The sequence below is a fragment of the Streptomyces sp. NPDC056361 genome (assembly GCF_042262805.1).
Taxonomy (GTDB): domain Bacteria; phylum Actinomycetota; class Actinomycetes; order Streptomycetales; family Streptomycetaceae; genus Streptomyces.
The window spans coordinates 1-25,484 of the sequence record NZ_JBHJQI010000132.1 but is presented as its reverse complement, the minus strand read 5'-3'; the positions used below and the strand labels follow the sequence as shown (position 1 = coordinate 25,484).

The window sequence follows — 25,484 nt, the reverse complement described above, 5'->3', positions numbered from 1 at the left end:
GGACAGGGGGGCGCGGCGCGGAGGGAGCCCGGCGGCGGGCAAGGGCCGTGAGCGTCCGCCGCCGGGGGGTCTTTCAGGGGGTGGGGATCAGCAGGCGCCGAGGTCCTGCCAGACGCCCCAGTCGCCGGTCGTGCCCGGCTCCTCGTTCTGGGTCCACCACTTGGCCTTCCACTTGTGGCCCTTGTGGGAGACCTCGTTGCCCGCGTTGTAGACGTTGCCGGCCACGTACGCCGCGGTGGTGCAGCCCGTGGTGGGCGGCGTCGTCGGCGGGGTCGTCGGAGGCGTGGTCGGGGGAGTCGTCGGCGGGGTGGTGGGCGGCGTCGTCGGCGGCGTGGTCGGCGGCGTGGTGGAGCCGGGCTCCACGACCGTCGTGCCGCGCGCCAGGTCACCGGCGAGGGCGTACGTCGTGCCGTTGATGTTCACCGTCCAGTTGGAGGGGGTGGACACCGGCAGGTAGTAGTTGAACGCCAGGTCGATCGTCGCGCCGGAGGCCAGCGACTGCCAGGCCGGGAGCTTCAGGGAGACGCGGTGGAAGTCGCCCTTCAGGCCGCCGACGTTGCTGCCCGTGTGGTCGCTGCTGATGACCTTCGTGCCGAAGCCGGACTGGTCGGAGGCGTTGGCCGGGGCCGAGGTGCCGTAGTCGAACTGGAACTCGGTGCCACCGGGCAGCGTCGCCGCCGTGTTGTTGGTGATCTTGATCTTCGGCGTGATCGGGTAGTTCGAGTCGCCCAGCTTGAACTCGGTGAACTGGGTGTCGATCTTCACGGCCTGGGTCGGCAGCGTCGCGTTGGACTTCTTCGCGCCGTACGGGGTGGCCGCCTTGAACTTGTCGTACATCAGCGAGGTGAGCGTGGAGCCCATCTCGTACTGGCCCTTGGTGGCGTTCCAGCCGTAGTCGCCGGCCATCTCCCACACCATGGTGCCGCCGATGCCCTTGTTCACCACGTAGTCGGCCTTGGCGGCCACCGACTGCTCGTCCTCGGTGGAGAGGAAGACCTTCTTCTGCGCGTTCCACAGCCACGGCGCGACCAGGGTCGAGTCGTACTTGCGGGCGTAGGTGCCGGTCAGCGTGGTGTTCGCCGGGAAGCCGTACTGGGTGACGTAGTCGCCGACGATCCCCTTCTCGAGGTTCTTGGCGTGCCACATCGGGTTGGAGCCCGCGGGCGACTCGACACCGTTGGTGTCCTTGTCGTGCCACAGGTTGTCGATGCCGGTGGCGCCGTCACCGCACTTGGTCAGACCGGCGCCGGCGGGGCAGGTGGTCGCGGAGGCCTTGCCCCACAGACCGTCGGTGCCGCCCTGCACGTTCTTGTGGCCGCGGGTGTAGTACGGCAGGCCGATGTTGATGCGGCCGGCCGGCATCGAGCCGCGGAAGTAGTGGTACGCCCAGTCGGTGTTGAGGTAGCCGAGGCTGCCGTACTGCGCCGAGCCGTAGACGTTGGCGGCGGCGAGCTCGCCGTCCTTGCCGTCGTCGAAGAGCGAGGCGTTGGGGCCGACGTACTCGTTCCAGGCGCCGTGCAGGTCGTACGACATGATGTTGACGTAGTCCAGATACTTCTGCATCTGGAAGGTCTCCATGCCGCGCAGCAGGTAGCCGGAGGAGGGGGCGGCGACGGTGAGCATGTAGTGCTTGCCGTCGGTGGCGCCGGCCGTGTCCAGCTTCTCGCGCAGGGACTTCATGAGGGCCGCGTAGCCCTGGACGAGTCCGGCGCGGCGGGCGTTGGCGAGCTGCCAGTCGAGCGGGTTTCCGGCGTCCTTCATGGTCGTCGGGTACTCGTAGTCGATGTCGACGCCGTTGAACCCGTACTTCCGGATGAAGTCGACGGCCGAGGTGGCGAAGGTGTCGATCCCGGCCTGGTTGACCGAACCGTCGGCGTTGGTGGCCATCGAGTAGAAGCCGCCGGAGTCGACCCGGTCGCCGTTGTCCGCGAAGTAGCCGCCGGTCTCCGCCCAACCGCCGACCGAGATCAGCGTCTTGACGTTCGGGTGCTGCTTCTTGAACTTGTTGAGCAGGTTGAAGTGGCCCTTGTAGGCGTACGCCGGGTCCATCTCGGCGCCCGCGACACCGGGCCAGGTCATCCCGGTGGCGGCGTTGTCCGGGCCGTCGGTGCCGACGGACAGCTTGTTGTCGCTGCCGATGTGGCCGAAGGCGTAGTTGATGTGGGTGATCTTCTCCCACGGAATGTCCTTGGCCAGGTACGCGGGCTGGCCGTTCTTGCCGGTCCTCCAGCCGGTGAAGTAGCCGATGACGCGGCGCTGGTGGTCGGCGCCCATCTTCTCGCGACCCTCGGTGTCGTAGACCGAGCAGTAGGGGACGTCGACGCCCGGGGTCTTGTAGAGCCCGTCGGGGCGACAGGACTCGTTGTCGGCCGCGTACGAGACGCCGCCGGCCAGCGAGCTGAGCAGCAGTCCGGCGACCGCCGCGCCGGAAGCGAGCAGCGACGCTCTCTTCGTGGTGGGGGACAACACGATCGGTTCCTCCTGGGTGGGGGCACCGCCACGCCGCTAGGCGTAGGGGGAGAACAAACACAACGAACAAGGGGGTGGGTCGTGTTGGGCCCGTGGAGTGCGCACGCCGACGGACCGTTACCTCTGAGGTGACACGGAGATTAAGAGGACTAGACCAGTGCGTCAATAGGTCTGGACCAAAGAAGGTGTTCATGGGATGCTGTGAGCCAGCCCACAGGGACCCGACCACATGCCTCGCGGCGTCCGTGGCACACTGGCCCTGTATCAGCAGCAGCGCACTCCGGGGTCGGTGTAATTCCGAACCGGCGGTATAGTCCGCGACCCGTCCGCAGCCAGCGGCCGGTTGACCAGGTGAGATTCCTGGACCGACGGTGAAAGTCCGGATGGGAGGCAGTGCGCGGCGGGTGACCCCTTCCAGGGGTGTGCCGGCCGTACGTCCGCTGGTCGCCGTGTCGCAACAGATCGGCGTACCCGCAGGACCCGGCCTCCGGCGCACCCTGCGCGAGGCGTCCCACCCGCTCTCTGTCGTCATCGACAGCCCCGGAGTCCGTGCCCGAAGAGGCAGGAGGACCCGGTGGCCCAGCAGGCCGACATCACCGCCATGCGACGCGCCGTCGAGCTCGCCGCACGCGGACTCGGTGCGACCAGCCCCAACCCCGTCGTCGGCTGCGTCGTCACCGACGCCTCCGGCCACCCGGTCGGCGAGGGCTGGCACCAGCGCGCCGGCGGCCCGCACGCCGAGGTCCACGCCCTGCGCGAGGCCGGCGTCCTGGCCCGCGGCGGCACCGCGTACGTCACCCTCGAACCCTGCAACCACACCGGCCGCACCGGCCCCTGCGCCCAGGCCCTCGTCGAGGCCGGGATCAGCCGGGTCGTCTACGCGGTCGGCGACCCGAACCCGCAGGCCACCGGCGGTGCCGACACCCTTCGCACCGCGGGCGTCGAGGTCCTCCAGGGCCTCCTGGAGGCCGAGGCCGAGGCCGTCAACATCGCCTGGCTCACCTCCGTGCGCCACGGCCGCCCCTTCGTCCGCTGGAAGTACGCCGCCACCCTCGACGGCCGGATCGCCGCCGCCGACGGCACCTCCCGCTGGATCACCTCCGCCGAGTCCCGCGCCGACGTCCACCGGCTGCGCGCCGAGGCCGACGCCGTCGTCGTCGGCTCCGGCACCGCCCGCGCCGACGACCCCCATCTGGCGGTACGCGGGATCGACGAGGCCGTACAGCCGCTGAGGGTCGTCGTCGACACCGAGGCGACCGCCGTGAAGCCCGGCGCACGGGTCCTCGACGACGCCGCACCCACCCTGATCGCCATCGCCGAGGACGCCGGGACCCCGCTCGCGGAAACCCCGCTCACCGAGGTCGTACGCCTCCCCAGGGCCGAACGCGGCATCGAAGTCCCCGCCCTCCTGGACGCCCTGCACGCACGCGGCGTCCGCTCCGTCCTCCTCGAAGGCGGCCCCACCCTCGCGGGCGCCTTCGTCGCCGCGGGCGCCGTCGACCAGGTCGTCGGCTACCTCGCACCCGTCCTCCTCGGCGCCGGCCCCCAGGCACTGGCCGCCGCGGGAATCGGCACCATCACCGAAGCGTTGCGGCTCGACATCACCGAGACCGTCCGCATCGGCCCCGACCTCCGCATCACCGCCACCTTCAAGGGAGCCTGACCGTGTTCACCGGAATCGTCGAAGAACTGGGCGAGGTCGTTGCCGTCGAGCAGCTGGAGGACGCCTCCCGCTTCCGACTGCGCGGCCCCCTGGTCACGGAAGGCGCCCAGCACGGCGACTCCATCGCCGTCAACGGTGTCTGTCTCACGGTCGTCGAGTTCGGCGACGGCGAGTTCACCGCCGACGTCATGGCCGAGACCCTCAAGCGGTCCAGCCTCGGCGCCCTCGCCGTCGGCTCCCGGGTCAACCTGGAGCGGCCCATGGCCGTCGGCGGCCGCCTCGGCGGTCACATCGTCCAGGGCCACGTCGACGGCACGGGCACCATCCTCGACCGGACCCCGTCCGAGCACTGGGAGCTCGTCAAGGTCGGCCTGCCCGCCCACCTCTCCCGGTACGTCGTCGAGAAGGGCTCGATCACGGTCGACGGCGTCAGCCTCACCGTCGTCGAGGTCGCCGACGACTGGTTCACCATCAGCCTCATCCCCACCACGCTCGACCTGACCACGCTCGGCATCAAGCGGTCCGGCGACCCGGTCAACCTCGAAGTGGACGTCATCGCCAAGTACGTCGAGCGGCTGCTCGGCAACGACGCCAAGGAGAACGAGAAGTGAACTGGCTCAACTCCGAGGCGTTCACCGTCCTCGACCAGCACATCCTGTGGTCCGACATGATCGGCAACACGATCGGTCTGATCGCCCTCGCGCTCGGCTGGCGCCGGTCCATATGGACCTGGCCCGCCCAGTTCCTCTCCGGCGTCATCCTCTTCGTCGCCTTCGCCGCCGGGCACCTCTCCGGCAGCGCCGGCAAGCAGGTCGTCGTCATGCTCGTCGCCGCCTGGGGCTGGGCGCAGTGGAACCGCGGCCGCCAGAACGCCCAGGACGGGTCCATCGCCGTCCGCTTCGCCAGCTGGCGCGAGCGCGGCCTGCTGGTCGGCGCCGCCGCCCTCGGCACCGTCGCCGTCGCGATGCTCTTCACGGCCTTCCCGAAGCTGTCCTGGGACCCGTGGCCCGACGCGTACATCTTCGTCGGCACCGTCGTCGCCATGTACGCCCAGTCGCGCGGCATGGTCGAGTTCTGGTTCGCCTGGCTGCTCGTCGACCTCGTCGGCGTCCCGCTGAACTTCGCCAACGGCTACGCCTTCTCCGGCTTCGTCTACATCATCTACGGCGCGCTCGTCCTGTGGGGCATGCGCGACTGGTGGCTGCGCTCCCGCACCACCACCGTCCTGGAAGGAGCACACGCATGAACGCGCATCACCTCTGGGACGACACCGACCTCGCCCTCGACCCCGTCGAGCAGGCCATCCGGGACATCGCGGCCGGCCGCCCCGTCGTCGTCGTCGACGACGAGGACCGCGAGAACGAGGGCGACCTCGTCATCGCCGCCGAGAAGGCGACCCCCGAGATCATCGCCTTCATGATGAGCGAGTGCCGCGGCCTCATCTGCGCCCCCATGGAGGACGACGAACTGGAGCGCCTCCAGCTCCCGCAGATGGTCGAGCACAACACCGAGTCGATGCGGACGGCCTTCACCGTCTCCGTCGACGCGGGCCCGGCCCACGGCGTCACCACCGGCATCTCCGCCGCCGACCGCGCCACCACCCTGCGGATGCTGGCGAGCGGCAGCCACGAGCCCTCCGACTTCGTGCGCCCCGGCCACATCTTCCCGCTCCGCGCCAAGCCCGGCGGCGTCCTCGTCCGCAACGGCCACACCGAGGCCGCCGTCGACCTCGCCCGCCTCGCGGGCCTCCGACCGGCCGGCGCGATCGTCGAGATCGCCGGCGAGGACGGCGTCATGCTCCGCCTCCCGGAGCTGGTCCCCTTCGCCCGCAAGCACGGCCTCACGATCATCTCCATCGAGGACCTGATCGCCTACCGCCGCTCCGCCGAGCCGACCGTCCGCCGCGAGGCCGAGGTCCGGCTCCCCACCGCGCACGGCGACTTCACCGCCTACGGCTACCGCTCCACCGTCGACGGCGTCGAGCACGTCGCCCTCGTCCACGGCGAGATCGGCGACGGCGAGGACGTCCTCGTCCGGGTCCACTCCGAGTGCCTGACCGGCGACATCTTCCAGTCGCAGCGCTGCGACTGCGGCCCCCAGCTGCACGCCTCCATGGACCGGATCACCGAGACCGGCCGCGGCGTCGTCGTCTACCTGCGGGGCCACGAGGGCCGCGGCATCGGCCTGCTGTCCAAGCTGCGCGCGTACGAGCTCCAGGAGCGCGGCCGCGACACCCTCGACGCCAACCTGGAGCTCGGGCTGCCCGCCGACGCCCGCGACTACGCGGCCGGCGCGCAGATCCTCGCCGACCTCGGCGTCCGCAGCCTCCGCCTGATGACCAACAACCCCGACAAGATCCAGGCCCTCACCCGCCACGGCCTCACCGTCGAGGGCCGCGAGCCCATGCCGGTCACGGCGGGCGAGCACAACCTCGGCTACCTGCTCACCAAGCGGGACCGGATGGGCCACGACCTGCCCTGGCTGGACGGCTCCCCGGCCTCCACCTGCGGCAACCAGTAAAAACGTACGTACGACCGGCTAGGAGAATCATGAGCGGCAAGGGCGCACCCGTCCTCAGCGTGAAGAACTGCGGCGACCTCCGGGTCGCGGTCATCGCGGCGCAGTGGCACGAGAAGATCATGGACGGCCTCGTCGACGGCGCCCTGCGCGCCCTCAGCGAGCTCGGCATCGACGAACCGACGCTGCTGCGCGTCCCCGGCAGCTTCGAGCTCCCGGTCGTGGCGAAGGTCCTTGCCGAGCGCGGCTACGATGCCATCGTGGCGCTCGGCGTCGTGATCCGCGGCGGAACGCCGCACTTCGAGTACGTGTGCCAGGGCGTCACCCACGGCCTCACCCAGGTCTCGATCGACACCGGCGTACCCGTCGGATTCGGTGTCCTCACCGTCGACACCGAGGAGCAGGCCCTCGACCGCGCGGGCCTCGAAGGCTCCACCGAGGACAAGGGCCACGAGGCCGTCACCGCCGCCGTCGCCACCGCGACCACACTGCGCACGGTGAGCGAACCCTGGCGCTGAGCACGCCCCCCTCACCCCGTACTCTTAGGACCATCATGGCGAACAAAACCTTCGAAGAGCTCTTCGCCGAGCTCAAGCTCAAGGCCGAGACCGGCGACCCGGCCACCTCCCGCACCGCGGAACTGGTGGACAAGGGCGTCCATGCCATCGGCAAGAAGGTCGTCGAGGAGGCCGCCGAGGTCTGGATGGCCGCCGAGTACGAGGGCAAGGAAGCGGCCGCCGAGGAGATCTCGCAGTTGCTGTACCACGTCCAGGTGATGATGGTCGCCCGCGGGATCTCGCTCGACGACGTCTACGCCCACCTCTGAGCACACCGCCCCACCGTCCCGAAAACTCCCAGGCAAAGGAAGCTCACCCCATGCTGCGCATCGCCGTTCCCAACAAGGGTTCCCTCTCCGGACCTGCGTCGGCAATGCTCCATGAGGCCGGCTACCGCCAGCGCAAGGAGTCCAAGGAACTGGTGGTCATCGACCCCGACAACGAGGTCGAGTTCTTCTACCTGCGGCCGAAGGACATCGCGATCTACGTGGCGTCCGGCAAGCTGGACATCGGCATCACCGGCCGCGACCTGCTCCTGGACTCCGGCGCCAGCGCCGAGGAGATCCTCCCGCTGAACTTCGGCCGCTCCACCTTCCGTTACGCCACCCGCCCGGGCACCGCGAACGGCCCCGAGGACTTCGGCGGCATGACGATCGCCACCTCCTACGAGGGCATCGTCGCCAAGCACCTCGCCGACCAGGGCATCGACGCCTCCGTCGTCCACCTCGACGGCGCCGTCGAGACCGCGATCCAGCTGGGCGTCGCCCAGGTCATCGCGGACGTCGTGGAGACCGGCACCAGCCTGCGCAACGCCGGCCTCGAAGTCATCGGCGAGCCGATCCTCACCTCCGAGGCCGTCGTCGTCCGCCGCCACGGCGCCTCCGACGACCACCCGCAGGTCCAGCAGTTCCTCCGCCGCCTCCAGGGCGTCCTCGTCGCCCGCTCGTACGTGATGATGGACTACGACTGCCGCGCCGAGCACCTGGAGCAGGCCGTCGCCCTCACCCCCGGCCTGGAGTCGCCCACCGTCTCCCCGCTGCACAACGAGGGCTGGGTCGCGGTCCGCGCGATGGTCCCCGCCAAGGAGGCGCAGCGGATCATGGACGACCTGTACGAGATCGGCGCCCGCGCCATCCTCACCACCGCCATCCACGCCTGCCGCCTCTGACGGCCGGGCCCGTACCTCCCACCAGGCACTGAGGAACCCCCGATGTCCCAGCCGACGACGCCCGCCCTCCCGGTCACCTTCCGTCCCGGGCGCACCCGGGCCGTCCTGCTGACCATGAGCGCGGCGATGTTCGTGGTCGTCACCGGCGTCGCACTGATGCTGGAGCGGCTGGGACCGGGGGAGCGCGTCAGCTTCGTCTTCACCGCCGCGCTGCTCTCCGGCGTCCTCGTCCTGCTGAGCCGGCCCAAGGTCGTCGCCGACGACGAGGGCGTCACGGTCGTCAACATCACCAGGACCCGGCGCCTCGCCTGGGCGGAGATCCTCAAGGTCAACCTCCGTCCCGGCGATCCCTGGGTCTTCCTCGACCTCAGCGACGGCACGAGCCTGCCCGCGCTCGGCATCCAGCCCGGCATCGCCAAGGAAGCGGCCATCCGCGACGCCCGCGCCCTGCGGGACCTCGCGGACAGCCGCGGGACGGGCGCGGAAACCCGCTGAGACCCCCAGGGGGACCGGGGGCATCCCCGATCCGTCCCCCATCCGGGGCCGACCCCCTGCCCCTCGGGGCGTTCACGTGACTACTCTGGAGACGGTGGTGCCGAGCGGCACCACCGTCTCGCGTGTGCAGGGCCGCGACCGCGGCCCGCGAGACCACCCTTCGACCCGAGGAGTGACTCCCTCCAGCAATGGACGGATCGTCCGGTAGTACCTGCGCCGCCCCCTCCCAGGAGGCGGCGGCATGATCATCTCCCTTCTGCTGCTCTTCGCGGCCTTCCTCCTGATCCTCGCCAACGGCTTCTTCGTGGCCGCCGAGTTCGGCCTCGTGACCGTCGAGCGGGCCGAGGCCGAGCGGGCCGCGGCCGCCGGCGACCGGCGGGCCCGCACCGTCGTCACCGCGCTGCGCGAGCTCTCCTTCCAGCTCTCCGGCACCCAGCTCGGCATCACGATCACCTCGCTCGTCGTCGGCATGCTCGCCGAGCCCGCGCTCGCCGGACTGCTGCACGGGCCGCTCACCGCCACCGGACTGCCCGAAGGGGCCGTCTCCGGGATCGCGGTGGTGATCGGGATGCTGCTCGCCTCCGCCGTCCAGATGGTGGTCGGCGAGCTCGTGCCGAAGAACTGGGCGGTCTCCCGGCCGCTCCAGGTGGCCCGCTTCGTGGCCACCCCGCAGCGCCGCTTCTCCGCGCTGTTCCGGCCGGTGATCTCCCTGCTCAACCGTGTCGCCAACCGGCTGGTCCGGCTCCTCGGAGTCGAGCCCACCGAGGAGCTCGACTCCGTCCGCACCCCCGGCGAGCTCGTCTCGCTCGCCCGGCACTCGGCGCTGGCCGGCACGCTCGAACAGGACACCGCCGACCTCTTCGTCCGGACCCTGTCCCTCGGCGGCCTCACCGCCGAGCAGGTCATGACCCCGCGCGTGAAGGTGAGCGCCCTCCAGTGGGACGCCACCGCGGCCGACGTCCTCAACCTCACCCGGGCCACCGGCCTCTCGCGCTTCCCGGTCTACCGCGACCGCATCGACGAGGTCGTCGGCATGGTCCACCTCAAGGACGCGCTCGCCGTCGCCCCGCACGCCCGGTTGCGCACCCCCGTCGGCCGGATCGCGGTCCCGCCGCTGCTCGTCCCCGGGACGCTGCCCGTGCAGACCCTCCTGGAGCGGCTGCGCCGCGAACAGCCGATCGCCGTGGTCGTCGACGAGTACGGCGGCACGGCCGGCGTGGTCACCCTGGAGGACATCGTCGAGGAACTCGTCGGCGAGGTCCGCGACGAGCACGACACCCTCGCCGACGGACGCCCCGAACTGGCCGCCGCCCCCGCCGAGGACGGCCGCCAGGCCTGGGAGGCCGACGGCTCCTGCCGGGTCCACACCCTGCGCCGGATAGGCCTCGACGTGCCCGACGGGCCGTACGAGACGGTCGCCGGCCTCGTCGCCGACCTCCTCGGGCGGATCCCCGCCCCGGGGGACCGGGCCGAACTCCCCGGCTGGCGGCTCTCGGTGCGCCAGGTCGACCGCTACCGCGCCGAGCGCGTCCGGATCGTCCGGACGGAAACCGGCCCGGACCCGGACCCGGCCGGGTCCTCGTCCACCGCCCCGCTCGTCTCGGGAGGCGCCCGATGAGCACCCTCCAACTCCTCTTCGCCGTCCTCCTGGTGCTCGCCAACGGCTTCTTCGTCGGGGCCGAGTTCGCGCTCGTCTCCGTGCGGCGCAGCCAGATCGAGCCGCTCGGCGGCGCCCGGGCCAAGCAGGTCCTGCACGGCCTCGAGAACCTGCCCCAGATGATGGCGGCGGCGCAGTTCGGCATCACCGTCTGCTCGCTGACGCTCGGCGCCGTCGCCGAGCCGACCGTCGCCCACCTCCTCGAACCCGTCTTCCACACGGTCGGGGTGCCGGAGGCGCTGATCCACCCGCTCGGCTACGTCATCGCGCTCGCCGCGGTCGTCTTCCTCCACCTCGTCATCGGCGAGATGGTGCCGAAGAACCTGGCGATGGCCGCGCCCGAGCGGACCGCACTGTGGCTCGCCCCCGGCCTGGTCGGCTTCGCCCGCCTCTGCCGGCCGGTGACGACCGCGCTCGGAGCCTGCGCCCGGCTGGTCCTGCGGGCGTTCAAGGTCGAGCCGAAGGACGAGGTGGAGGCGGTCTTCACCAGCGCCCAGCTCGGCCGGCTCGTGGAGGACGCGGGACAGGCCGGCCTGCTCGACCCGGTCGAGCAGGAGCGCCTCGAAGACGCCCTGGAACTGGGCACCCGCCCCGTCACGGACGTCCTCATCGCCCCGGCGTCGCTCGTGACGGTCCCGCCGTCGGTCACCCCGCGCGAGATCGAGGAGCTGACCGTACGGACCGGGTACTCCCGCTTCCCGGTCCGCGCCGCCGCCCACCACACCTTCATGGGCTTCGTGCACGTGAAGGACGTCCTCGACCTGGAGGAGCGGGAGCGGGCGGTGCCCCAGCGGCTCTGGCGGCCGATGGCGACGCTCCGCGCCGAGCTGCCGCTCGACGACGCCCTCACCGTGATGCGCCGCGCCGCGACCCACCTGGCGCAGGTCGCCGACGGCTCGGGCCGCGTCCTCGGCCTCGTCGCCCTGGAGGACGTCCTGGAGATGCTGGTGGGCGAGGTCCGCGACCCCGCCCACCGCGTACAGCAGCCGGTCTCCGCGCCTTAGGGCGTGTCCGGCGGGAACCGGCCCTAGTAGCCGGGCGGCTCCTGCTGCGGGCCGCGGTCCACCGGACCGCGGCCCGACAGGACCTCGCCGTACGCCTGCATGAGGTCGGGCAGCCGCAGGGTGGCGAGGTCCTCCCGCGTCAGGGTGCCCGGGTAGCCGGAGAGCCGGAGGTCGCGGTAGGCGCAGGACTTCTCGTACAGGGTGCGCAGGAAGCGGCCGTTGCCCAGTTCGTCGATCCAGCCCTGCTCGACGACGTGCCCGCTGATGGAGCGCAGCTCGTCCAGGGCCTCCTCGTCCCAGGCGTCGCCGTCGGCCGCGGCGAGCACCTCGCCGATGGCGGTGAGCTCCAGGGGCCGGTACGAGGGGAAGTCGACCCGGGTGGTGAAGCGGGAGGAGAGCCCGGGGTTGGTGTTGAGGAGCCGGTCCATGCCCTCGGGGTATCCGGCCAGGATCACCACCAGGTGGTCGCGGTTGTCCTCGGCCCGTTTCAGGAGCACCTGGAGGGCCTCGTCGCCGTAGGCGTCGCCCTTGCTGTAGCCGGTGTTGGAGAGGGCGTAGGCCTCGTCCACGAAGAGCACGCCGCCGACGGCCGAGTCGATCAGCTCGTTGGCCTTGACGGCCGTCTGCCCCAGGAACTCGCCGACGAGATCGGCCCGTTGGGCCTCCACGAGGTGGTCGCCGCCGAGCAGTCCGAGGGCGTAGAAGACCCGGCCCAGGATCCGGGCGACGGTCGTCTTGCCGGTGCCCGAGGGGCCGGAGAAGACGAAGTGCCGCTTGGGCGGCTGGACCGGAAGCCCCTGCCCGGCGCGCAGACGCGCCATCTCCAGCTGCGCCGAGAGCGCCTTGACCTGGCGCTTCACCGGTTCGAGGCCGACCATGCCCTCCAGCTCGGCGAGCGCCTCCGCGAGCAGCACCGGATCGGTGGGTCCGGCCGGAAAGCGCGGCGGCACCGGCTGGTGGGGGACCGGAGCCTTCTGCCGTACGGTCTCCGGCGGGGTGACCGGCGCGACCGGAGGTACGGGTTCGGGGGCGAGCCGCAGCCCGTCGCCGAGGCCGCCGGGGTCGGGCTCGGCACCCGGCACGGTGTTCTCGGCGTCCTGGCCGAGGCCGCCGCCCAGGGTGCCCAGGGCGACCGTCGCGAGCCCGGCCGGGTCGTCCACGCCGTCGTAGCCCTCGAACCCGTCGTACTCGGCGATCGCCGCGAGCCGGGCGGCGGTGTCCATGAACGCCGGGTCGATCCGGTGCACGGCCCGGTAGAGCGGCAGCGCGGCGGCGCTGCGGCCGGTGCCCTCGTGGGCCCTGGCCAGCCAGTAGCGCAGCTCCTTGCGCTGCGGCTGTTCGCTGCGGCAGCGCATCAGGGAGGCGGAGAGCAGCGGTTCGGCCTGGCTGTACATCTCCAGGCGCACCCGGGCCATCCCGCCGAAGAGCCCGGCCTCGATGCCGAGGAGCGGGTCGTCGACGAGGGTCTCGGTGTGCCGGACGAGCTGGTCCCAGTCCTTCACGAGATAGGCGCGGCAGGCGTGCAGGAAGCGGACCTGCGGGTCGGTGTCGACCGGCGGGAGCCCCGCGAGGGCCCGGTCGAGCTCGGGCACGTGCCGCCCGTCGAGCCAGTGGGAGGCGTGCGCGAGCAGCAGGTCGCGCGGGCTCTCCAGGACGGGCTGCACCCACCAGCCCAGCCAGTACCAGGAGTTCAGGGTGCGCCGGTACCGGGACCGCTGCTCGCCGAAGCGCTCGCGGTTGCGGTACATGCGCAGCAGCGCGGTCGTGGTGTCGACCCGGAGCGCGTGCAGCCCGAGCCAGGCGTCCGCCATCCCGGGATCGATCCGTACCGCCGTCCGGAACTCGTCCTCCGCCTGCGGATAGGCGCCCATCGTGTAGGCGTCGACTCCGCGCAGCCAGGCGAGCTCGGCCGGGGCCTGCGAGCCCTGCGTGCCGATGTCCATCGGGTCCCCCACAACCGTCATCGCATGGACGGGATTTGACCGCACCTGCGGGCATCGTACCTGCGCAGGGGGGGTGTGCTTAAGGAGAAGCGCATGATCCGGAAGTGGTGACCCTGGGTGAGCATCAGGGGTCGAGAAGGGCCCTCGGAAGGGCCTCGAAGGGGCCTCGGGAGGCCTCTGAGGGCAGAACGAAGCCCCCGATCACGGGGGAACAACCGGGGGCTTCGTGTCTGCGGCGGCTCCGAAAAGCCGCACATTCAGAACGTAAGACCAGTACGCCCCTTGGGTCAAGCGGAGTTGAGGCACTTGCGGAAGTGGACTTCCGGGCGCTCATTTCACGGACATGAAGCCGTCACGGTGTGTGATGATCTGGTCCGCGACCGCTGTCACAGCGGGCCCGGGGAGCCAGCCGTACCCCTCCGCGCACTCCCGTACCAAGGTGTCCGCGGCAGCGCGCGAAGGGTCTTCCGCGAAGTGGCGAGTCTCCGCCACGGTCCAGCGGTCCCAGAACGCGGCCTGCTCCGCACCGTCCCGGCGGCGGCCCCGCTCCCACGACTCCTCCGCGCCCCGCTCCATCCACAGCAGCCACGCCAGGAACGGCCGCACCGCACGGCGCCCCGCGCCGACCCCCTCCACGAGCACCACCGGGGCCGCCGGCAGCTCCACGGCCTCCCCGAAGCGCCGCGCCCCCCAGTCGTACCGGTGGCAGACGGCCGTCTCCCCCCGCGACAGGGGCCCGAGCACCTGCTCCCGCAGCCGCCCCGTCCACTCGAACAGCTCCTCGTGCGTGGCGAGGTCGTCGAGGTGCAGGACGGGCGCGTCGCCCAGCGCGGCGGAGAGGCGGCCCGCGAGGGTGGACTTCCCCGATCCCGCGTGGCCGTCGACCGCCACCAGCCTGACCGGCCCGCAGGACGGCGGCAGCCGGAGCAGCGCGTCAGCCGCGCGATCGAGGTCGTTCATGGCCCCAGCCTAGGTGAGCCGTCGACCTCCGCAGGTCAGCGAGGTGCCACCGTCAATGGTCGAGACCAATATTGGTACGGCGACGCGAGCCGAAGTGCTGGCGGACAGCCCGTGCCAGCCGCGATAGTGGGCCCGCGCGGCACGTCGGTACACCCACCGACCGGCAAGCGCTCCCTGTTTCCTCCGCGCGCCCACAGGTCCGTACGCCCACCGTTCTCGACTGGGGGTCACCGTCCATGACCAGTTCCACCCCGCGCAGAACCGTCCTCGCCGCGGCTCTCGCGGCCGCCGCGGGAACGGCCGCGTCCGCCGCCCCCGCCGCCGCGTCCGACTGCTCCCCGGCCGACTGCCCGGACGCGGCACCGACCGACGGGGACGACGCCCCGGCGACGGGGCTCGTCGACAACCGATTCTGGTCCTCGTACACGGACTGGCGGTGCGGCGCCTCGGCCGGCACGCAGGCGGTCGCGGGCCACCGCCCCGGCCTGGTCCTCGACACCGCCGCCGGGCGCGTCGAGCACACGGACCCGCACACCGGGCGGACCGCCACGTGGGAGTACGCGGTGTGGACCTCTCCGGTCCACACCGCGACCGTGCCCGCCACCGAGGTCATCGCCTCCTGGAACGCCCACACGCCCCCCGGCACCTGGCTCCAGGTCGAACTGTCGGGCGCCTATTCCGACGGGACGGCGACCCCCTGGTACGTCATGGGCCGCTGGGCGTCCGGGGACGACGACATCCGGCGCACCTCGGTCGACGACCAGAGCGACGGCAGGAGCACCGTGTGGACGGACACGTTCGCGATCGACGACACGGCGAGCGGCCTCCGCCTGCTCTCCTACCGCCTCCGCCTGACGCTGTACCGCACCCCGGACAGCGGCCTCACCCCCACGGTGTGGCGCGTGGGCGCCATGGCCTCGGACGTCCCCGACCGCTTCACCGTCCCGGCCTCCACGCCCGGCCTCTCCCGCGAGCTGATCGTGCCGCGCTACTCGCAGAACACCCACGTCGGCCAGTACCCCGAGTACGACAACGGCGGCGAGGCGTGGTGCAGCCCCACCTCCTCCCAGATGATCGTCGAGTACTGGGGCCGCCGGCCCTCCGCCGACGACCTCGCCTGGGTCGATCCCGCCTTCGCCGACCCCCAGGTCTGCCACGCCGCCCGCTTCACCTACGACCACCAGTACCAGGGCTGCGGCAACTGGCCCTTCAACGCCGCCTACGCCGCCACCTACCCCGACATGAACGCCGTCGTCACCCGGCTCCGCTCCCTCACCGAGCTCGAATCCCTCATCCGCGCCGGCATCCCGGCCATAACGTCGCAGTCCTTCCGCAAGGAGGAACTCACCGGCGCCGGCTACGGCACCTCCGGCCACCTCATGACGGTCATCGGCTTCACCCCCGACGGCGACGTCATCGCCAACGACCCCGCGTCCCCCACCAACCCCGCCGTCCGCCGCGTCTACCGGCGCCGCGAGTGGGAGAACATCTGGCTGCGGACGAAGCGCTACAACGCGAGCGGCAAAGTGGTCTCCGGCACAGGAGGGGTCTGCTACCTCTACTTCCCCGACCGGCCCTCGGCCGCGCAGCGCAAGGCCCTCGGGGCTCTCGGCATCGGGTGAGGGGCGTGGGCGGCTCCGGGGGCGTGACCGACGTCTCTACCGCGGGGCCGCCCCCGTGGCGCAAGGTGGTCGCCATGACCTCCACCACGTACGCCCGCCTCCTGACCCGCGCACGGACGGGCGGGCCCCGCGACGACGGCCCCAAGATCCTGGAGCACGTGCTGGGCTGGACGCTGGTCGTCCTGCTCGCCGTGTTCGTCACGAGGGCCGGCCTCATGTGAGGCGGGGGCCGCGCGGTGGGCGGAGGCCCGCCGCGCGGGAGCGCGCCTTCCGCTGCCGGGCGTGTGATTCCGCCGTGACGGCGTGAGGGCGGGGGTGCGAACGGGCATACTTCCCGCGATTCCGGCACCCCGCGCGCGCGTACCGCTCGCGCCCCGGCAGGGAGGAGCGCCCGGCGATGGCCGAGAGCACACCGGACGGCGTGGAACGCCGATTGCCGAGCGACGAGGCGCGGGAGCTGCTCGCGCTGGTGCGCGAGATCGCGCGCAGGGAGATCGCCCCGCACGCCGCGGAGGAGGAGGCGGCCGGGCACTTCCCCCGCGAGCTGTTCACGCTGCTCTCCCGGTCCGGGCTGCTCGGACTGCCCTACGAGCCCGCGTACGGCGGGGGCGGTCAGCCGTACGAGGTCTACCTCCAGGTCCTGGAGGAGCTCGCCGCGGCCCGGCTCACCGTCGGGCTGGGCGTCAGCGTGCACACGCTCTCCTGCCACGCGCTCGCCGGCTACGGCACCGACGAGCAGCGGTCGGCGCACCTGCCGGCGATGCTCGGCGGCGGCCTGCTCGGCGCGTACTGCCTCTCCGAGCCCTCCGCCGGATCGGACGCGGCGGCGCTGCGGACCCGGGCCGTCCGGGAGGGCGGGGACGGCGGGGAGGGCGAGGAGGGCGAGGAGGGAAAGGGCGCCGGTGGCGGTGGCGACTGGGTGATCGACGGCACCAAGGCGTGGATCACCCACGGCGGGATCGCGGACTTCTGCACGGTGATGGCGCGTACGGGCGGCCCCGGTGCGCGGGGCATCTCCGCGTTCCTGGTGCCGGGGGACGCGCCGGGGCTGACCGCGGCTCCTCCCGAGCGGAAGATGGGGATGAAGGGTTCGCCCACCGCGCAGCTGCACTTCGACGGGGTGCGGGTCACGGACGCGCGGCGGCTGGGGCGGGAGGGGCAGGGCTTCGCCATCGCTCTCGACGCCCTGGACTCGGGGCGGCTCGGCATCGCCGCCTGCGCCGTGGGGCTGGGCCAGGCCGCGCTGGACGAGGCCGTCGCGTACGCCGTGGAGCGCCGCCAGTTCGGCCGGCCGATCGCCGACTTCCAGGGGCTCCGCTTCCTGCTCGCCGACATGGCGACCCGGGTCGAGGCGGGCCGGGCGCTGTACCTGGAGGCGGCGCGGCGTCGGGACGAGGGGCGGCCCTTCGGCCGCCACGCGGCGATGGCCAAGCTGTTCTGCACGGACGCCGCCATGCAGGTGACGACGGACGCGGTGCAGGTGCTCGGCGGGTACGGCTACACGGCGGACTTCCCCGTGGAGCGCTATCTGCGCGAGGCCAAGATGCTGCAGATCGTCGAAGGGACCAATCAGATCCAGCGGGTGGTCATCGCGCGTCACCTTGTCGGACCAGAATCCCGCTGACGCGCACGGTCCGGTCCACCCAGACGGGGCCCGAGGCCAGCCGGATCCACTCCTGGTCGCGGTGGCCCGGGAGGGTGCGGCCGTGGCTGGCCCACAGCGAGAGCACGTCCTGGTAGATGGGCGGGTCGGCCGGGACCGGGGCGGGCGCGGAGACCTGCGTCTGCGCGGGTACGGGTACGGGTACGGGTGCCGGGACGGGGACCGGCACAGGTGCGGGCGGTGGCGCGGGGGCCTGCGCCTGCGGGGGCACCGGCACCGGCACGGGCACTGGCACGGGCGCCGGCGCCGGCACGGGAACAGGCACGGGAACCGGCACGGGCGCGGAGGCCTGCGCCCGAGTGGGTGCGGGTGCGGGTGCGGGCACGGGCGCCGGCGTCGTCTCCGGGCCGAGCGTCGGTGCGGGCGTCGAGGCGGGGACCGCCGGCGGGGCCGAAGCGGCGGGCGCGGGGAGGGCCGCGGCGGGGGCCTGCGTCGGGTGAGGAACCGATTCTTCATTGCGTGGGTCGGCCTGCCGGTGCCGACCGAAACCGCTGGGTGTCGTGTACAGCGTGGTCATACCGGGACCAACGCGCTCCGGCGGTGAGGGGTCACCGCCGAACGGATTCGAGCGGCAGTTCGCCCGGTACCCGGTGCACGACTCTGGCCCCCCGTCCGGCAACTGACGTACCGTCAGATCTTCTCGCGGAAGCGCGCACGCCGACCAGGAGGTCAGCCATGTCCGTGCACCGGCACGCCGACGACCGACCCGTCGCCCTCGACGAGTACCCCGTGCACCAGGCACCGCTCTCGATGAAGCACCACGTCAGCGGCGACCGCAACGCCTACGACCGGTGCATCTTCCACGTCTTCGACCACGAGGGCCGCGCACTGCTCATCGCCGGCCTCGGCGTCTATCCCAACACCGGGGTCGTCGACGCCTACGCCACCCTGCGCACCGGCGACCGGCTGCACGCCGTCCGGGCCTCCGACGCCCTCGGCGACGACCGGATGAACCTCGCCGTCGGCCCCCTGGCCATCACCGTCGACGAACCCCTCAAGCGGCTCACCCTGCGGTGCGAGCCCGATCCGGACGACCCCGACGGGCTCTCCTTCGACCTCACCTGGACCGGCGACTTCCCCGCCGTGTGGGAACCCCACCACACCCAGCGCCACGGCGGCCGACTCACCCTCGAAGGCCGCCGCTTCGTCCAGGCCGGACACTGCGAGGGCACGATCCGGGCCGGCGGCGAGGAGTTCACGGTCACCGCGGGGGAGTGGACCGGCACGCGCGACCGCAGCTGGGGAGTGCGCCCCCTTCCCGGCGAGGAGCCGGGCCGCGCCGCCGAGTTCCGGCCCGAGGGGTTCCACTGGCTCTGGATCCCGATGCGCTTCGAGGACCGCTTCCTCATGGTCATCGCCCAGGAGGACGCCGACGGCTACCGCACGCTCAACGAGGCCCTGCTCGTACGGAACGGCCGGCGCGACACCCAGCTCGGCTGGCCCCGCACCGACATCACGTACCGCCCCGGCACCCGCCATCCGGAACGGGCCGTCGTCCACCTCGCGGACCCGGCCGGAAAACCCCTGGAGATCGGCGTGGAGATCCTCGCCTCCTCCCCGCTCGCCGTCGGTGCCGGCTACCCGCCCGCCACCGACTGGCAGCACGGCAGCTGGCAGGGCCGGGGCTGGACGGACCGGCGCGTCTACGACCTCGCGGACCCCGCCGCCCATCCCATGGCCGCGTACGGCGTCACCGACCACGCGGCCCGTTTCACCCTCGACGGCCACACCGGCTACGGCATCTTCGAGCACGGCTCCTTCGGCCGCCACGACCCCAGCGGCTTCGCCGACCACACGTCAACAGCCCGCTGAGGAGAACGACTTGACCACGCCACGCCCCCGCACCACCACCCGTGACCCCGAGGAGCTCGGCCGCCGGCTCGCCGCCTGGCTCGACCGGCACCTGCCGGGGGCCGAGGTCTCCGGCCTCGCCGTCCCCGGCTCCAACGGCATGTCCAGCGAGACCCTGCTCTTCGACGTCGACCACCCGGACGCCCCCGTGCGCGGCTGCGCGCTGCGGCTGGCCGCCGACCCCGCCGCGTACACCGTCTTCCCCGTGTACGACATGGCCCGTCAGCACCGGGTCATGCGCCTGGTCGGCGAGCACACGGACGTCCCCGTGCCGCGCGTGCTCTGGCTGGAGGAGGACCCGGAACCGCTCGGCGCCCCCTTCTTCGTGATGGCCCGCGCCGAGGGCCGGGTGCCGCCGGACGTCATGCCGTACACGTACGAGGGGAACTGGCTGCACGCCGCCACCGACGCCGAACGCGCCCGGCTCGAAGCGGAATCCGTCGCCGTCCTCGCGCGGCTGCACGACCAGTTCCCGGCGAAGGAGGCCGAGTTCCTGCTCGCGGAGGGCACCGGGAGCCCGCTGCGCCGACACGTCGACGCCCAACGCGCCTACTACGCCTGGGTGGTGGACGGGCTCGCCCCGTCACCGCTCATCGAGTCGGCCTTCGACTGGCTGGAGGCGCACTGGCCGGCCGACGAGGGCGAGGCCGTGCTCGGCTGGGGCGACGCCCGGATCGGGAACATCGTCTACGACGGGTTCACCCCCGCGGCCGTCCTCGACTGGGAGATGGCGGCCTGCGTCCCGCGCGAGGTCGACCTCGGCTGGACGGTCTACCTCCACCGCTTCTTCCAGGACCTCACCGTCGGCTTCGGTCAGCCCGGGCTGCCCGGCTTCCTGCGGCGCGACGCCGTCGAACGGCGCTACGCGGAACTGACCGGGCACACCCCGCGGGACATGGAGTTCCACACCCTGTACGCGGCGCTGCGGCACGCGATCGTGATGCTCAGGATCGCGTACCGACAGGCTCACTTCGGCGAGGTCGAGGTCCCCGCGGACCCCGACGGCCTGATCCTGCACCACGCCACGCTCGCGGCGATGGTGCGGGGAAGCTACTGGTAGACGACGGCCTCAGGCCGCGCGCCGCATCTGCGGCACCCGGATCGGACGCGAGCCCGGACCGCCGACGTGCGAGAAGGGCTGGGTCCGCCAGTCGAGGCCCTGGGGGAGCGTCAGGAGCAGCGCGGTGTCCTGCTCCTGCACCTCCAGGGTGTCGTCGGCGGGGCGTGCCGCGGAAGCCGAGAGACCCGTGCCCGGGCAGACCGTCAGGACGAAGGGGTTCCACGGCGTCGGGCACAGCGCGTGCTCCGGCAGCTCGTCCTCGTCAGCGAGCAGCGCGATGGGCTGCACGCACTCCGGGCAGACGACCCGGAACATCTCAAAGGTGTCGTACGCGTCGAGCTCGTCGGGCGTGTCGACCGAATCAACAGGCTCCTGCATGGAGAATCTCCCCCTCGGGTGGGTCGGCCGGATCTGTGCGGCCTCGACCACAGCAAGCACTTCCCATGCGGAACTCCGCATAACCGTGAGGCGGTACGCCAGGCAGGTGGCAAACATGTGGCGTTCGTCACATGCCTGGCGCAGGTGCCCCGTGACCGCCCAAAGTGCCGCAAACAGGTCGCCCCCGGCGGTGCCCCGTTCTCCCCGGGGCCATAGGGTCACCGCATGGAGGAGCTGGATCGTCAGATCGTCGAGTTGCTCGTCAAGGACGGGCGCATGAGCTACACCGACCTGGGCAAGGCCACCGGCCTGTCCACGTCGGCGGTGCATCAGCGCGTCCGCCGCCTCGAGCAGCGCGGTGTCATCCGCGGCTATGCCGCCGTCGTCGACCCGGAGGCCGTGGGTCTTCCCCTCACCGCCTTCATCTCGGTCAAACCCTTCGACCCCAGCGCCCCCGACGACACCCCCGACCGGCTCGCCGACATCCCCGAGATCGAGGCCTGCCACAGCGTCGCGGGCGAGGAGAACTACATCCTCAAGGTCCGGGTCGCCACACCGCTGGAGCTGGAGCACCTGCTCAGCCGCATCCGCTCGCAGGCCGGCGTCTCCAGCCGTACGACCGTCGTGCTCTCCACCCCGTACGAGGCCAGGCCCCCGCGCATCTGACCGCTGCTCCGGCCCGGCCGGGGGACCTGCCGGACAAACCGGGTCCGGTCAGGTCCTAGCCTGGTCGCATGAGTGAGACCGCGTCTGCCATCGAACACCGCACCGTGCTGCTGCGCGGTGGAGAAGTCCACAGCCCCGCCGACCCCTTCGCCACCGCCATGGTGGTGGAGCGCGGGCACGTCGCCTGGGTGGGATCGGAAGGCGCGGCCGACGCCTTCGCCTCCGGCGTGGACGAGGTGGTCGACCTGGAGGGCGCGCTCGTCACCCCGGCGTTCGTCGACGCCCACGTGCACACCACGGCCACCGGGTTCGCCCTCACCGGCCTCGACCTGTCCTCCGCCGCCTCGCTCGCCGAGGCGGCGGAGCTGATCCGGGCCCACGCCGCCGCCCGCCCGGAGGACCGCATCCTCATCGGCCACGGCTGGGACGCCTCGCGCTGGCCCGAGCGCCGGCCGCTCACCCGGACCGAGCTCGACGAACTCACCGGCGGCCGCCCGCTCTACCTCACGCGGATCGACGTCCACTCGGCCGTCGTCACCACCGCACTCCTCGACCTCGTCCCCGGTGTCCGCGACCTGGACGGCTTCCACGACGGGCAGCGGCCGCTCACCGGCGACGCGCACCACGCCGTGCGCGCCGCCGCGTTCGGCGCCGTCTCCCCGCTCCAGCGCACCGAGGCGCAGCGCGCCGCCCGGAGCCGCGCGGCGTCCCTCGGCATCGGCACCCTGCACGAGTGCGGCGGCCCGCAGATCTCCTCCGAGGACGACTTCACCGGCCTCCTGGACCTGGCCCGCGAGGAGGCCGGGCCCCGGGTCGTCGGCTACTGGGCCGACGTCGACGTGGAGCGGGCGCGTGCCCTCGGTGCCCTGGGCGCGGCGGGCGACCTGTTCGCCGACGGCTCCCTCGGCTCGCACACCGCCTGCCTCCACGAGCCGTACGCCGACCACGCCGACCCCGGCCACACGGGCGCCGCCCACCTGGACGCGACCGCCGTCGCCCTCCACGTCGTGGCCTGCACCGAGGCGGGGCTCCAGGCCGGCTTCCACGCCATCGGCGACGCCGCCGTGACCTCGGTCGTCGAGGGCGTCAGGGCCGCCGCCGAGAAGCTGGGCCTGGCCCGGATCCGGGCCGCCCGGCACCGCGTCGAGCACGTCGAGATGCTCACCCCCGAGACGATCGCCGCCTTCGCGGAGCTGGGCCTCACGGCCTCCGTCCAGCCGGCCTTCGACGCGCTCTGGGGCGGCGAGCAGGGCATGTACGCCGACCGCCTCGGCGCGGAGCGGGCCCGCACCCTGAACCCGTACGCGGCGCTGCTCAAGGCCGGTGTGCCGCTGGCCTTCGGCTCCGACAGCCCGGTCACCCCGCTCGACCCGTGGGGCACGGTCAGGGCCGCCGCCTTCCACCGCACCCCCGAGCACCGGATCTCCGTCCGGGCCGCCTTCACCGCCCACACCCGGGGCGGCTGGCGGGCCGTCGGCCGGGACGACGCGGGGACGCTGGTCCCCGGTGCCCCCGCCGACTACGCGATCTGGCGCACGGGCGAGCTCCTCGTCCAGGCGCCGGACGACCGGGTCGCCCGCTGGTCCACCGATCCGCGCTCCGGCACGCCCGGTCTGCCCGATCTGTCGCCGGGTGCCGAACTGCCCGTCTGTCTGCGCACGGTGGTGTACGGGCAGACGGTGTTCGTACGACCGAACGAGTGATATGGGGATATTTCAGACCCTCGATACCCGCTCCGCACGCTTGTCCCCGACCTGCGGATCTTCCCCTCTGGCCTGGCCTTTTGGGAAGTCTCCGCAGGTCAAGCGGGTGTTGACAGTCGACCGCCGTCGGCGGATAGGTTCTCCGCGTCCACCACAGGACGCCCGACCGGTCCGAACAGCCCCCGCAGTCGCCGAACGCCGCCCGCGCCTCGGCCGCGAGGGAAGGTTTCTCCGGCGGAAGGTGCGACCCGGGTGGGGCCCGGACGTTCAGTAGACAACGGCTCTCGGTCGACCCGCAGCCAGCGGATCCCAGGTCGGACCGAAGGACGTCGGGCCCCGCACCGCACACGCCGCCCGTTCCCGCCCGACCGCCGCGACGGAGCGTTCCGCGGACCTCGCTATGGTGGGGTTCCGCGTCTGTATCCGAAGGGGCAGTAGTGAACGACGGTGGCCAGAGGCGTTACGGCCCGCTCGGCAAGGCCTTGGTGATCATCCCGACCTACAACGAGGCGGAGAACATCAAGCCGATCGTCGCCCGGGTGCGGGAGGCCGTACCCGAGGCACACGTCCTCGTGGCCGACGACAACAGCCCCGACGGCACGGGCAAGCTCGCGGACGAGATCGCGGACGAGGACGACCACGTGCACGTCCTGCACCGCGAGGGCAAGGAGGGGCTCGGCGCCGCCTACCTCGCCGGCTTCCGCTGGGGCATCGAGCAGGGGTACGGCGTCCTCGTCGAGATGGACGCCGACGGCTCCCACCAGCCCGAGGAGCTCCCCCGGCTGCTCACCGCGCTCAAGGGCGCGGACCTGGTCCTCGGCTCCCGCTGGGTGCCGGGCGGCCGGATCGTGAACTGGCCCAAGTCCCGCGAGTTCATCTCCCGCGGCGGCAGCCTCTACTCGCGGCTCATGCTCGACGTGCCGATCCGGGACGTCACCGGCGGCTACCGGGCCTTCCGCAAGGAGACCCTGGAGGGCCTGGGCCTGGGCGACGTGGCCTCGGCCGGCTACTGCTTCCAGGTCGACCTGGCCCGCCGCGCGGTCGCCGCCGGCTTCCACGTCGTCGAGGTCCCGATCACCTTCGTGGAACGGGAGGCCGGCGACTCCAAGATGAGCCGCGGCATCGTCGTCGAGGCGCTGTGGCGGGTCACCGGCTGGGGGCTGACCGCGCGCGCGGAGAAGGCCGGCAGGCTGATCGGCCGCAGGTCCGCCTGACGTTTCCCGCACCCCTCCCCACCGGCGCGTGCTGATCTCTCCTTTACGACGTTCCGGCGGGGTGCCAGGCACACTGGGGACCATGACGACCGGCGCAACGCCTCCCCTCGCCCCCAAGCGCTCACGCGCGCGTACGTTCCTGCCGCTCGGCATCGCCGCCTGGCTGGTCCTGGAGATCTGGCTGCTCACGGTGGTGGCGAACGCGGCGGGCGGGCTGACCGTGCTCGCCCTCCTCGTCGGCGGCGCCGTACTCGGTGCCGCCGTCATCAAGCGGGCGGGCCGGCGCGCCTTCCGCAACCTCACCTCGACGTTCCAGCAGGCCCAGGCCGCGGCGCAGACCGGCGCGGTGCCGCCGGCGCCCGAGCGGGCCGCCGCCGAGGACCGCAACGGCTTCCTGATGCTGGGCGGCCTGCTCCTGATGATCCCCGGCCTGATCTCGGACGCGGCCGGGCTGCTCCTGCTGATCCCGCAGGTCCGCTCCCTCCTCGGCCGGACCGCGGAGAAGGTCGTCGAGCGCCGGATGAGCGCCGCACCTCACGGCAGCCTCCAGGACGCCTTCCAGCAGGCGCGCATCCACCGGCCCGACGGAAAGGTCGTGCAGGGTGAGGTCATCCGCCAGGACGCGCCGCAGGGCCCTCGCCGGAGCGACGAGACCCGCCCGCCCCTGACGCCCTGACCTGGCGCCCTGACCTGGCGCCCGACGCCTGACGTGCGACCGCCGCCCCCGGGTACCTCTCCGGGGGCGGCGGTCGCGGGTCCGGGCCGGTGGTGGGGGCCGGGGGCTGTGGTCGCGGATGCGGGGGCGTATCCCATCCGCTCCGGGGCGGAGACGCGGACCCCCGGATCCGATCCGCGGGCGCGCACGCGAAACGCCGCGGGGCCCGGTACACGGAT

Annotated in this window: 24 protein-coding genes and 1 riboswitch; of the genes, 19 read left to right on the top strand and 5 right to left on the bottom strand. The window is 72.4% G+C overall.

Going from position 1 to position 25,484, the window contains the following annotated elements; genetic code table 11:
* Window positions 1–87: 87 nt before the first annotated feature.
* On the bottom strand, window positions 88–2,469 hold the full coding sequence (locus tag ACFCY7_RS31675; protein WP_376489501.1) for a chitinase C-terminal domain-containing protein: 2,382 nt from the start codon (window positions 2,467–2,469) through the stop codon (window positions 88–90).
* 271 nt (window positions 2,470–2,740) lie between these two features.
* Window positions 2,741–2,870, top strand: a riboswitch (FMN riboswitch).
* A 173-nt stretch (window positions 2,871–3,043) separates the two neighbouring features.
* Between ACFCY7_RS31675 and ribD the strand changes: the two genes are divergently transcribed.
* From ribD to ACFCY7_RS31625, 10 genes are all read left to right on the top strand, one after another.
* On the top strand, window positions 3,044–4,132 hold the full coding sequence (gene ribD, locus ACFCY7_RS31670; protein ID WP_376489500.1) for a bifunctional diaminohydroxyphosphoribosylaminopyrimidine deaminase/5-amino-6-(5-phosphoribosylamino)uracil reductase RibD: 1,089 nt from the start codon (window positions 3,044–3,046) through the stop codon (window positions 4,130–4,132).
* Between the two features lie 2 nt (window positions 4,133–4,134).
* Entirely contained in the window at window positions 4,135–4,743 is a 609-nt protein-coding gene (locus ACFCY7_RS31665) for a riboflavin synthase (RefSeq protein ID WP_376489499.1), read from the top strand.
* Entirely contained in the window at window positions 4,740–5,378 is a 639-nt protein-coding gene (locus ACFCY7_RS31660) for a nicotinamide riboside transporter PnuC (protein WP_376489498.1), read from the top strand. Before ACFCY7_RS31665 ends, ACFCY7_RS31660 begins: the two co-directional genes overlap by 4 nt.
* Complete coding sequence (locus ACFCY7_RS31655; RefSeq protein WP_376489497.1) at window positions 5,375–6,652, top strand: bifunctional 3,4-dihydroxy-2-butanone-4-phosphate synthase/GTP cyclohydrolase II; 1,278 nt, start codon at window positions 5,375–5,377, stop codon at window positions 6,650–6,652. The genes ACFCY7_RS31660 and ACFCY7_RS31655 overlap by 4 nt, the downstream gene beginning before the upstream one ends.
* A 29-nt stretch (window positions 6,653–6,681) precedes the next feature.
* A complete protein-coding gene (gene ribH / locus ACFCY7_RS31650; RefSeq protein ID WP_366303491.1) occupies window positions 6,682–7,167 on the top strand; it encodes a 6,7-dimethyl-8-ribityllumazine synthase in 486 nt (161 codons plus the stop codon).
* Window positions 7,168–7,202: 35 nt separating this feature from the next.
* Window positions 7,203–7,475 (top strand): phosphoribosyl-ATP diphosphatase, encoded by a 273-nt coding sequence (locus ACFCY7_RS31645; protein WP_030551960.1) that lies wholly within the window; start codon window positions 7,203–7,205, stop codon window positions 7,473–7,475.
* 50 nt (window positions 7,476–7,525) lie between these two features.
* Window positions 7,526–8,374 (top strand): ATP phosphoribosyltransferase, encoded by an 849-nt coding sequence (gene hisG, locus ACFCY7_RS31640; protein ID WP_017242191.1) that lies wholly within the window; start codon window positions 7,526–7,528, stop codon window positions 8,372–8,374.
* A 42-nt stretch (window positions 8,375–8,416) separates the two neighbouring features.
* A complete protein-coding gene (locus tag ACFCY7_RS31635) occupies window positions 8,417–8,869 on the top strand; it encodes a PH domain-containing protein (protein ID WP_376489496.1) in 453 nt (150 codons plus the stop codon).
* 241 nt (window positions 8,870–9,110) lie between these two features.
* Window positions 9,111–10,487 (top strand): hemolysin family protein, encoded by a 1,377-nt coding sequence (locus ACFCY7_RS31630; RefSeq protein WP_376489495.1) that lies wholly within the window; start codon window positions 9,111–9,113, stop codon window positions 10,485–10,487.
* Window positions 10,484–11,530 carry a hemolysin family protein gene (locus tag ACFCY7_RS31625; RefSeq protein ID WP_376489494.1) on the top strand — a complete coding sequence of 349 codons (1,047 nt, stop codon included), beginning with the start codon at window positions 10,484–10,486 and terminating at the stop codon, window positions 11,528–11,530. The genes ACFCY7_RS31630 and ACFCY7_RS31625 overlap by 4 nt, the downstream gene beginning before the upstream one ends.
* A gap of 23 nt (window positions 11,531–11,553) precedes the next feature.
* Here the strand turns inward: ACFCY7_RS31625 and ACFCY7_RS31620 are convergent, their stop codons facing one another.
* Both ACFCY7_RS31620 and ACFCY7_RS31615 read right to left on the bottom strand, forming a co-directional pair.
* Window positions 11,554–13,473 carry an AAA family ATPase gene (locus tag ACFCY7_RS31620; protein WP_376489502.1) on the bottom strand — a complete coding sequence of 640 codons (1,920 nt, stop codon included), beginning with the start codon at window positions 13,471–13,473 and terminating at the stop codon, window positions 11,554–11,556.
* Window positions 13,474–13,803: 330 nt separating this feature from the next.
* A complete protein-coding gene (locus tag ACFCY7_RS31615) occupies window positions 13,804–14,433 on the bottom strand; it encodes a uridine kinase (protein WP_376489493.1) in 630 nt (209 codons plus the stop codon).
* 236 nt (window positions 14,434–14,669) lie between these two features.
* Between ACFCY7_RS31615 and ACFCY7_RS31610 the strand changes: the two genes are divergently transcribed.
* The 3 genes from ACFCY7_RS31610 to ACFCY7_RS31600 all read left to right on the top strand — a co-directional run bounded on the left by ACFCY7_RS31610 (window position 14,670) and on the right by ACFCY7_RS31600 (window position 17,679).
* Window positions 14,670–16,055 (top strand): peptidase C39 family protein, encoded by a 1,386-nt coding sequence (locus ACFCY7_RS31610; RefSeq protein ID WP_376489492.1) that lies wholly within the window; start codon window positions 14,670–14,672, stop codon window positions 16,053–16,055.
* Window positions 16,056–16,129: 74 nt separating this feature from the next.
* Window positions 16,130–16,276 carry an SCO1431 family membrane protein gene (locus ACFCY7_RS31605; protein ID WP_376489491.1) on the top strand — a complete coding sequence of 49 codons (147 nt, stop codon included), beginning with the start codon at window positions 16,130–16,132 and terminating at the stop codon, window positions 16,274–16,276.
* Between the two features lie 176 nt (window positions 16,277–16,452).
* A complete protein-coding gene (locus tag ACFCY7_RS31600; protein ID WP_376489490.1) occupies window positions 16,453–17,679 on the top strand; it encodes an acyl-CoA dehydrogenase family protein in 1,227 nt (408 codons plus the stop codon).
* On the opposite strand, the gene ACFCY7_RS31595 is transcribed toward ACFCY7_RS31600, so the two are convergent.
* Complete coding sequence (locus ACFCY7_RS31595; protein WP_376489489.1) at window positions 17,642–17,887, bottom strand: hypothetical protein; 246 nt, start codon at window positions 17,885–17,887, stop codon at window positions 17,642–17,644. The two genes, ACFCY7_RS31600 and ACFCY7_RS31595, sit on opposite strands and share 38 nt — an antisense overlap.
* A gap of 506 nt (window positions 17,888–18,393) precedes the next feature.
* Between ACFCY7_RS31595 and ACFCY7_RS31590 the strand changes: the two genes are divergently transcribed.
* Entirely contained in the window at window positions 18,394–19,530 is a 1,137-nt protein-coding gene (locus ACFCY7_RS31590; RefSeq protein ID WP_376489488.1) for a hypothetical protein, read from the top strand.
* A gap of 10 nt (window positions 19,531–19,540) precedes the next feature.
* Window positions 19,541–20,629 carry a phosphotransferase family protein gene (locus tag ACFCY7_RS31585; protein WP_376489487.1) on the top strand — a complete coding sequence of 363 codons (1,089 nt, stop codon included), beginning with the start codon at window positions 19,541–19,543 and terminating at the stop codon, window positions 20,627–20,629.
* 9 nt (window positions 20,630–20,638) lie between these two features.
* Here ACFCY7_RS31585 and ACFCY7_RS31580 read toward each other — a convergent pair whose 3' ends face one another.
* Window positions 20,639–21,007: a hypothetical protein gene (locus ACFCY7_RS31580; RefSeq protein WP_376489486.1), complete on the bottom strand. Its 369-nt coding sequence runs from the start codon at window positions 21,005–21,007 to the stop codon at window positions 20,639–20,641.
* A gap of 225 nt (window positions 21,008–21,232) precedes the next feature.
* On the opposite strand from ACFCY7_RS31580, the gene ACFCY7_RS31575 reads away from it, so the two are divergent.
* The 4 genes from ACFCY7_RS31575 to fxsA all read left to right on the top strand — a co-directional run bounded on the left by ACFCY7_RS31575 (window position 21,233) and on the right by fxsA (window position 25,266).
* Window positions 21,233–21,673, top strand: coding sequence for an Lrp/AsnC family transcriptional regulator (locus ACFCY7_RS31575; RefSeq protein WP_024760806.1), 441 nt, complete (start codon window positions 21,233–21,235; stop codon window positions 21,671–21,673).
* 68 nt (window positions 21,674–21,741) lie between these two features.
* Complete coding sequence (locus ACFCY7_RS31570) at window positions 21,742–23,376, top strand: amidohydrolase (RefSeq protein WP_376489485.1); 1,635 nt, start codon at window positions 21,742–21,744, stop codon at window positions 23,374–23,376.
* 437 nt (window positions 23,377–23,813) lie between these two features.
* Window positions 23,814–24,590, top strand: coding sequence for a polyprenol monophosphomannose synthase (locus ACFCY7_RS31565; RefSeq protein ID WP_376489484.1), 777 nt, complete (start codon window positions 23,814–23,816; stop codon window positions 24,588–24,590).
* A gap of 82 nt (window positions 24,591–24,672) precedes the next feature.
* A complete protein-coding gene (fxsA, locus tag ACFCY7_RS31560) occupies window positions 24,673–25,266 on the top strand; it encodes an FxsA family membrane protein (RefSeq protein WP_376489483.1) in 594 nt (197 codons plus the stop codon).
* The last annotated feature ends 218 nt before the right edge of the window (window positions 25,267–25,484 follow it).

Bases quoted from the DNA above. Each gene is read 5' to 3' on its own strand.
- ACFCY7_RS31655 (WP_376489497.1), top strand. From the start codon at position 5,375: ATGAACGCGCATCACCTCTGGGACGACACCGACCTCGCCCTCGACCCC.
- ribH (WP_366303491.1), top strand. From the start codon at position 6,682: ATGAGCGGCAAGGGCGCACCCGTCCTCAGCGTGAAGAACTGCGGCGAC.
- ACFCY7_RS31645 (WP_030551960.1), top strand. From the start codon at position 7,203: ATGGCGAACAAAACCTTCGAAGAGCTCTTCGCCGAGCTCAAGCTCAAG.
- hisG (WP_017242191.1), top strand. From the start codon at position 7,526: ATGCTGCGCATCGCCGTTCCCAACAAGGGTTCCCTCTCCGGACCTGCG.
- ACFCY7_RS31635 (WP_376489496.1), top strand. From the start codon at position 8,417: ATGTCCCAGCCGACGACGCCCGCCCTCCCGGTCACCTTCCGTCCCGGG.
- ACFCY7_RS31630 (WP_376489495.1), top strand. From the start codon at position 9,111: ATGATCATCTCCCTTCTGCTGCTCTTCGCGGCCTTCCTCCTGATCCTC.
- ACFCY7_RS31625 (WP_376489494.1), top strand. From the start codon at position 10,484: ATGAGCACCCTCCAACTCCTCTTCGCCGTCCTCCTGGTGCTCGCCAAC.
- ACFCY7_RS31620 (WP_376489502.1), bottom strand. From the start codon at position 13,473: ATGGACATCGGCACGCAGGGCTCGCAGGCCCCGGCCGAGCTCGCCTGG.
- ACFCY7_RS31615 (WP_376489493.1), bottom strand. From the start codon at position 14,433: ATGAACGACCTCGATCGCGCGGCTGACGCGCTGCTCCGGCTGCCGCCG.
- ACFCY7_RS31610 (WP_376489492.1), top strand. From the start codon at position 14,670: ATGACCAGTTCCACCCCGCGCAGAACCGTCCTCGCCGCGGCTCTCGCG.
- ACFCY7_RS31605 (WP_376489491.1), top strand. From the start codon at position 16,130: ATGACCTCCACCACGTACGCCCGCCTCCTGACCCGCGCACGGACGGGC.
- ACFCY7_RS31600 (WP_376489490.1), top strand. From the start codon at position 16,453: ATGGCCGAGAGCACACCGGACGGCGTGGAACGCCGATTGCCGAGCGAC.
- ACFCY7_RS31590 (WP_376489488.1), top strand. From the start codon at position 18,394: ATGTCCGTGCACCGGCACGCCGACGACCGACCCGTCGCCCTCGACGAG.
- ACFCY7_RS31580 (WP_376489486.1), bottom strand. From the start codon at position 21,007: ATGCAGGAGCCTGTTGATTCGGTCGACACGCCCGACGAGCTCGACGCG.
- ACFCY7_RS31575 (WP_024760806.1), top strand. From the start codon at position 21,233: ATGGAGGAGCTGGATCGTCAGATCGTCGAGTTGCTCGTCAAGGACGGG.
- ACFCY7_RS31570 (WP_376489485.1), top strand. From the start codon at position 21,742: ATGAGTGAGACCGCGTCTGCCATCGAACACCGCACCGTGCTGCTGCGC.
- fxsA (WP_376489483.1), top strand. From the start codon at position 24,673: ATGACGACCGGCGCAACGCCTCCCCTCGCCCCCAAGCGCTCACGCGCG.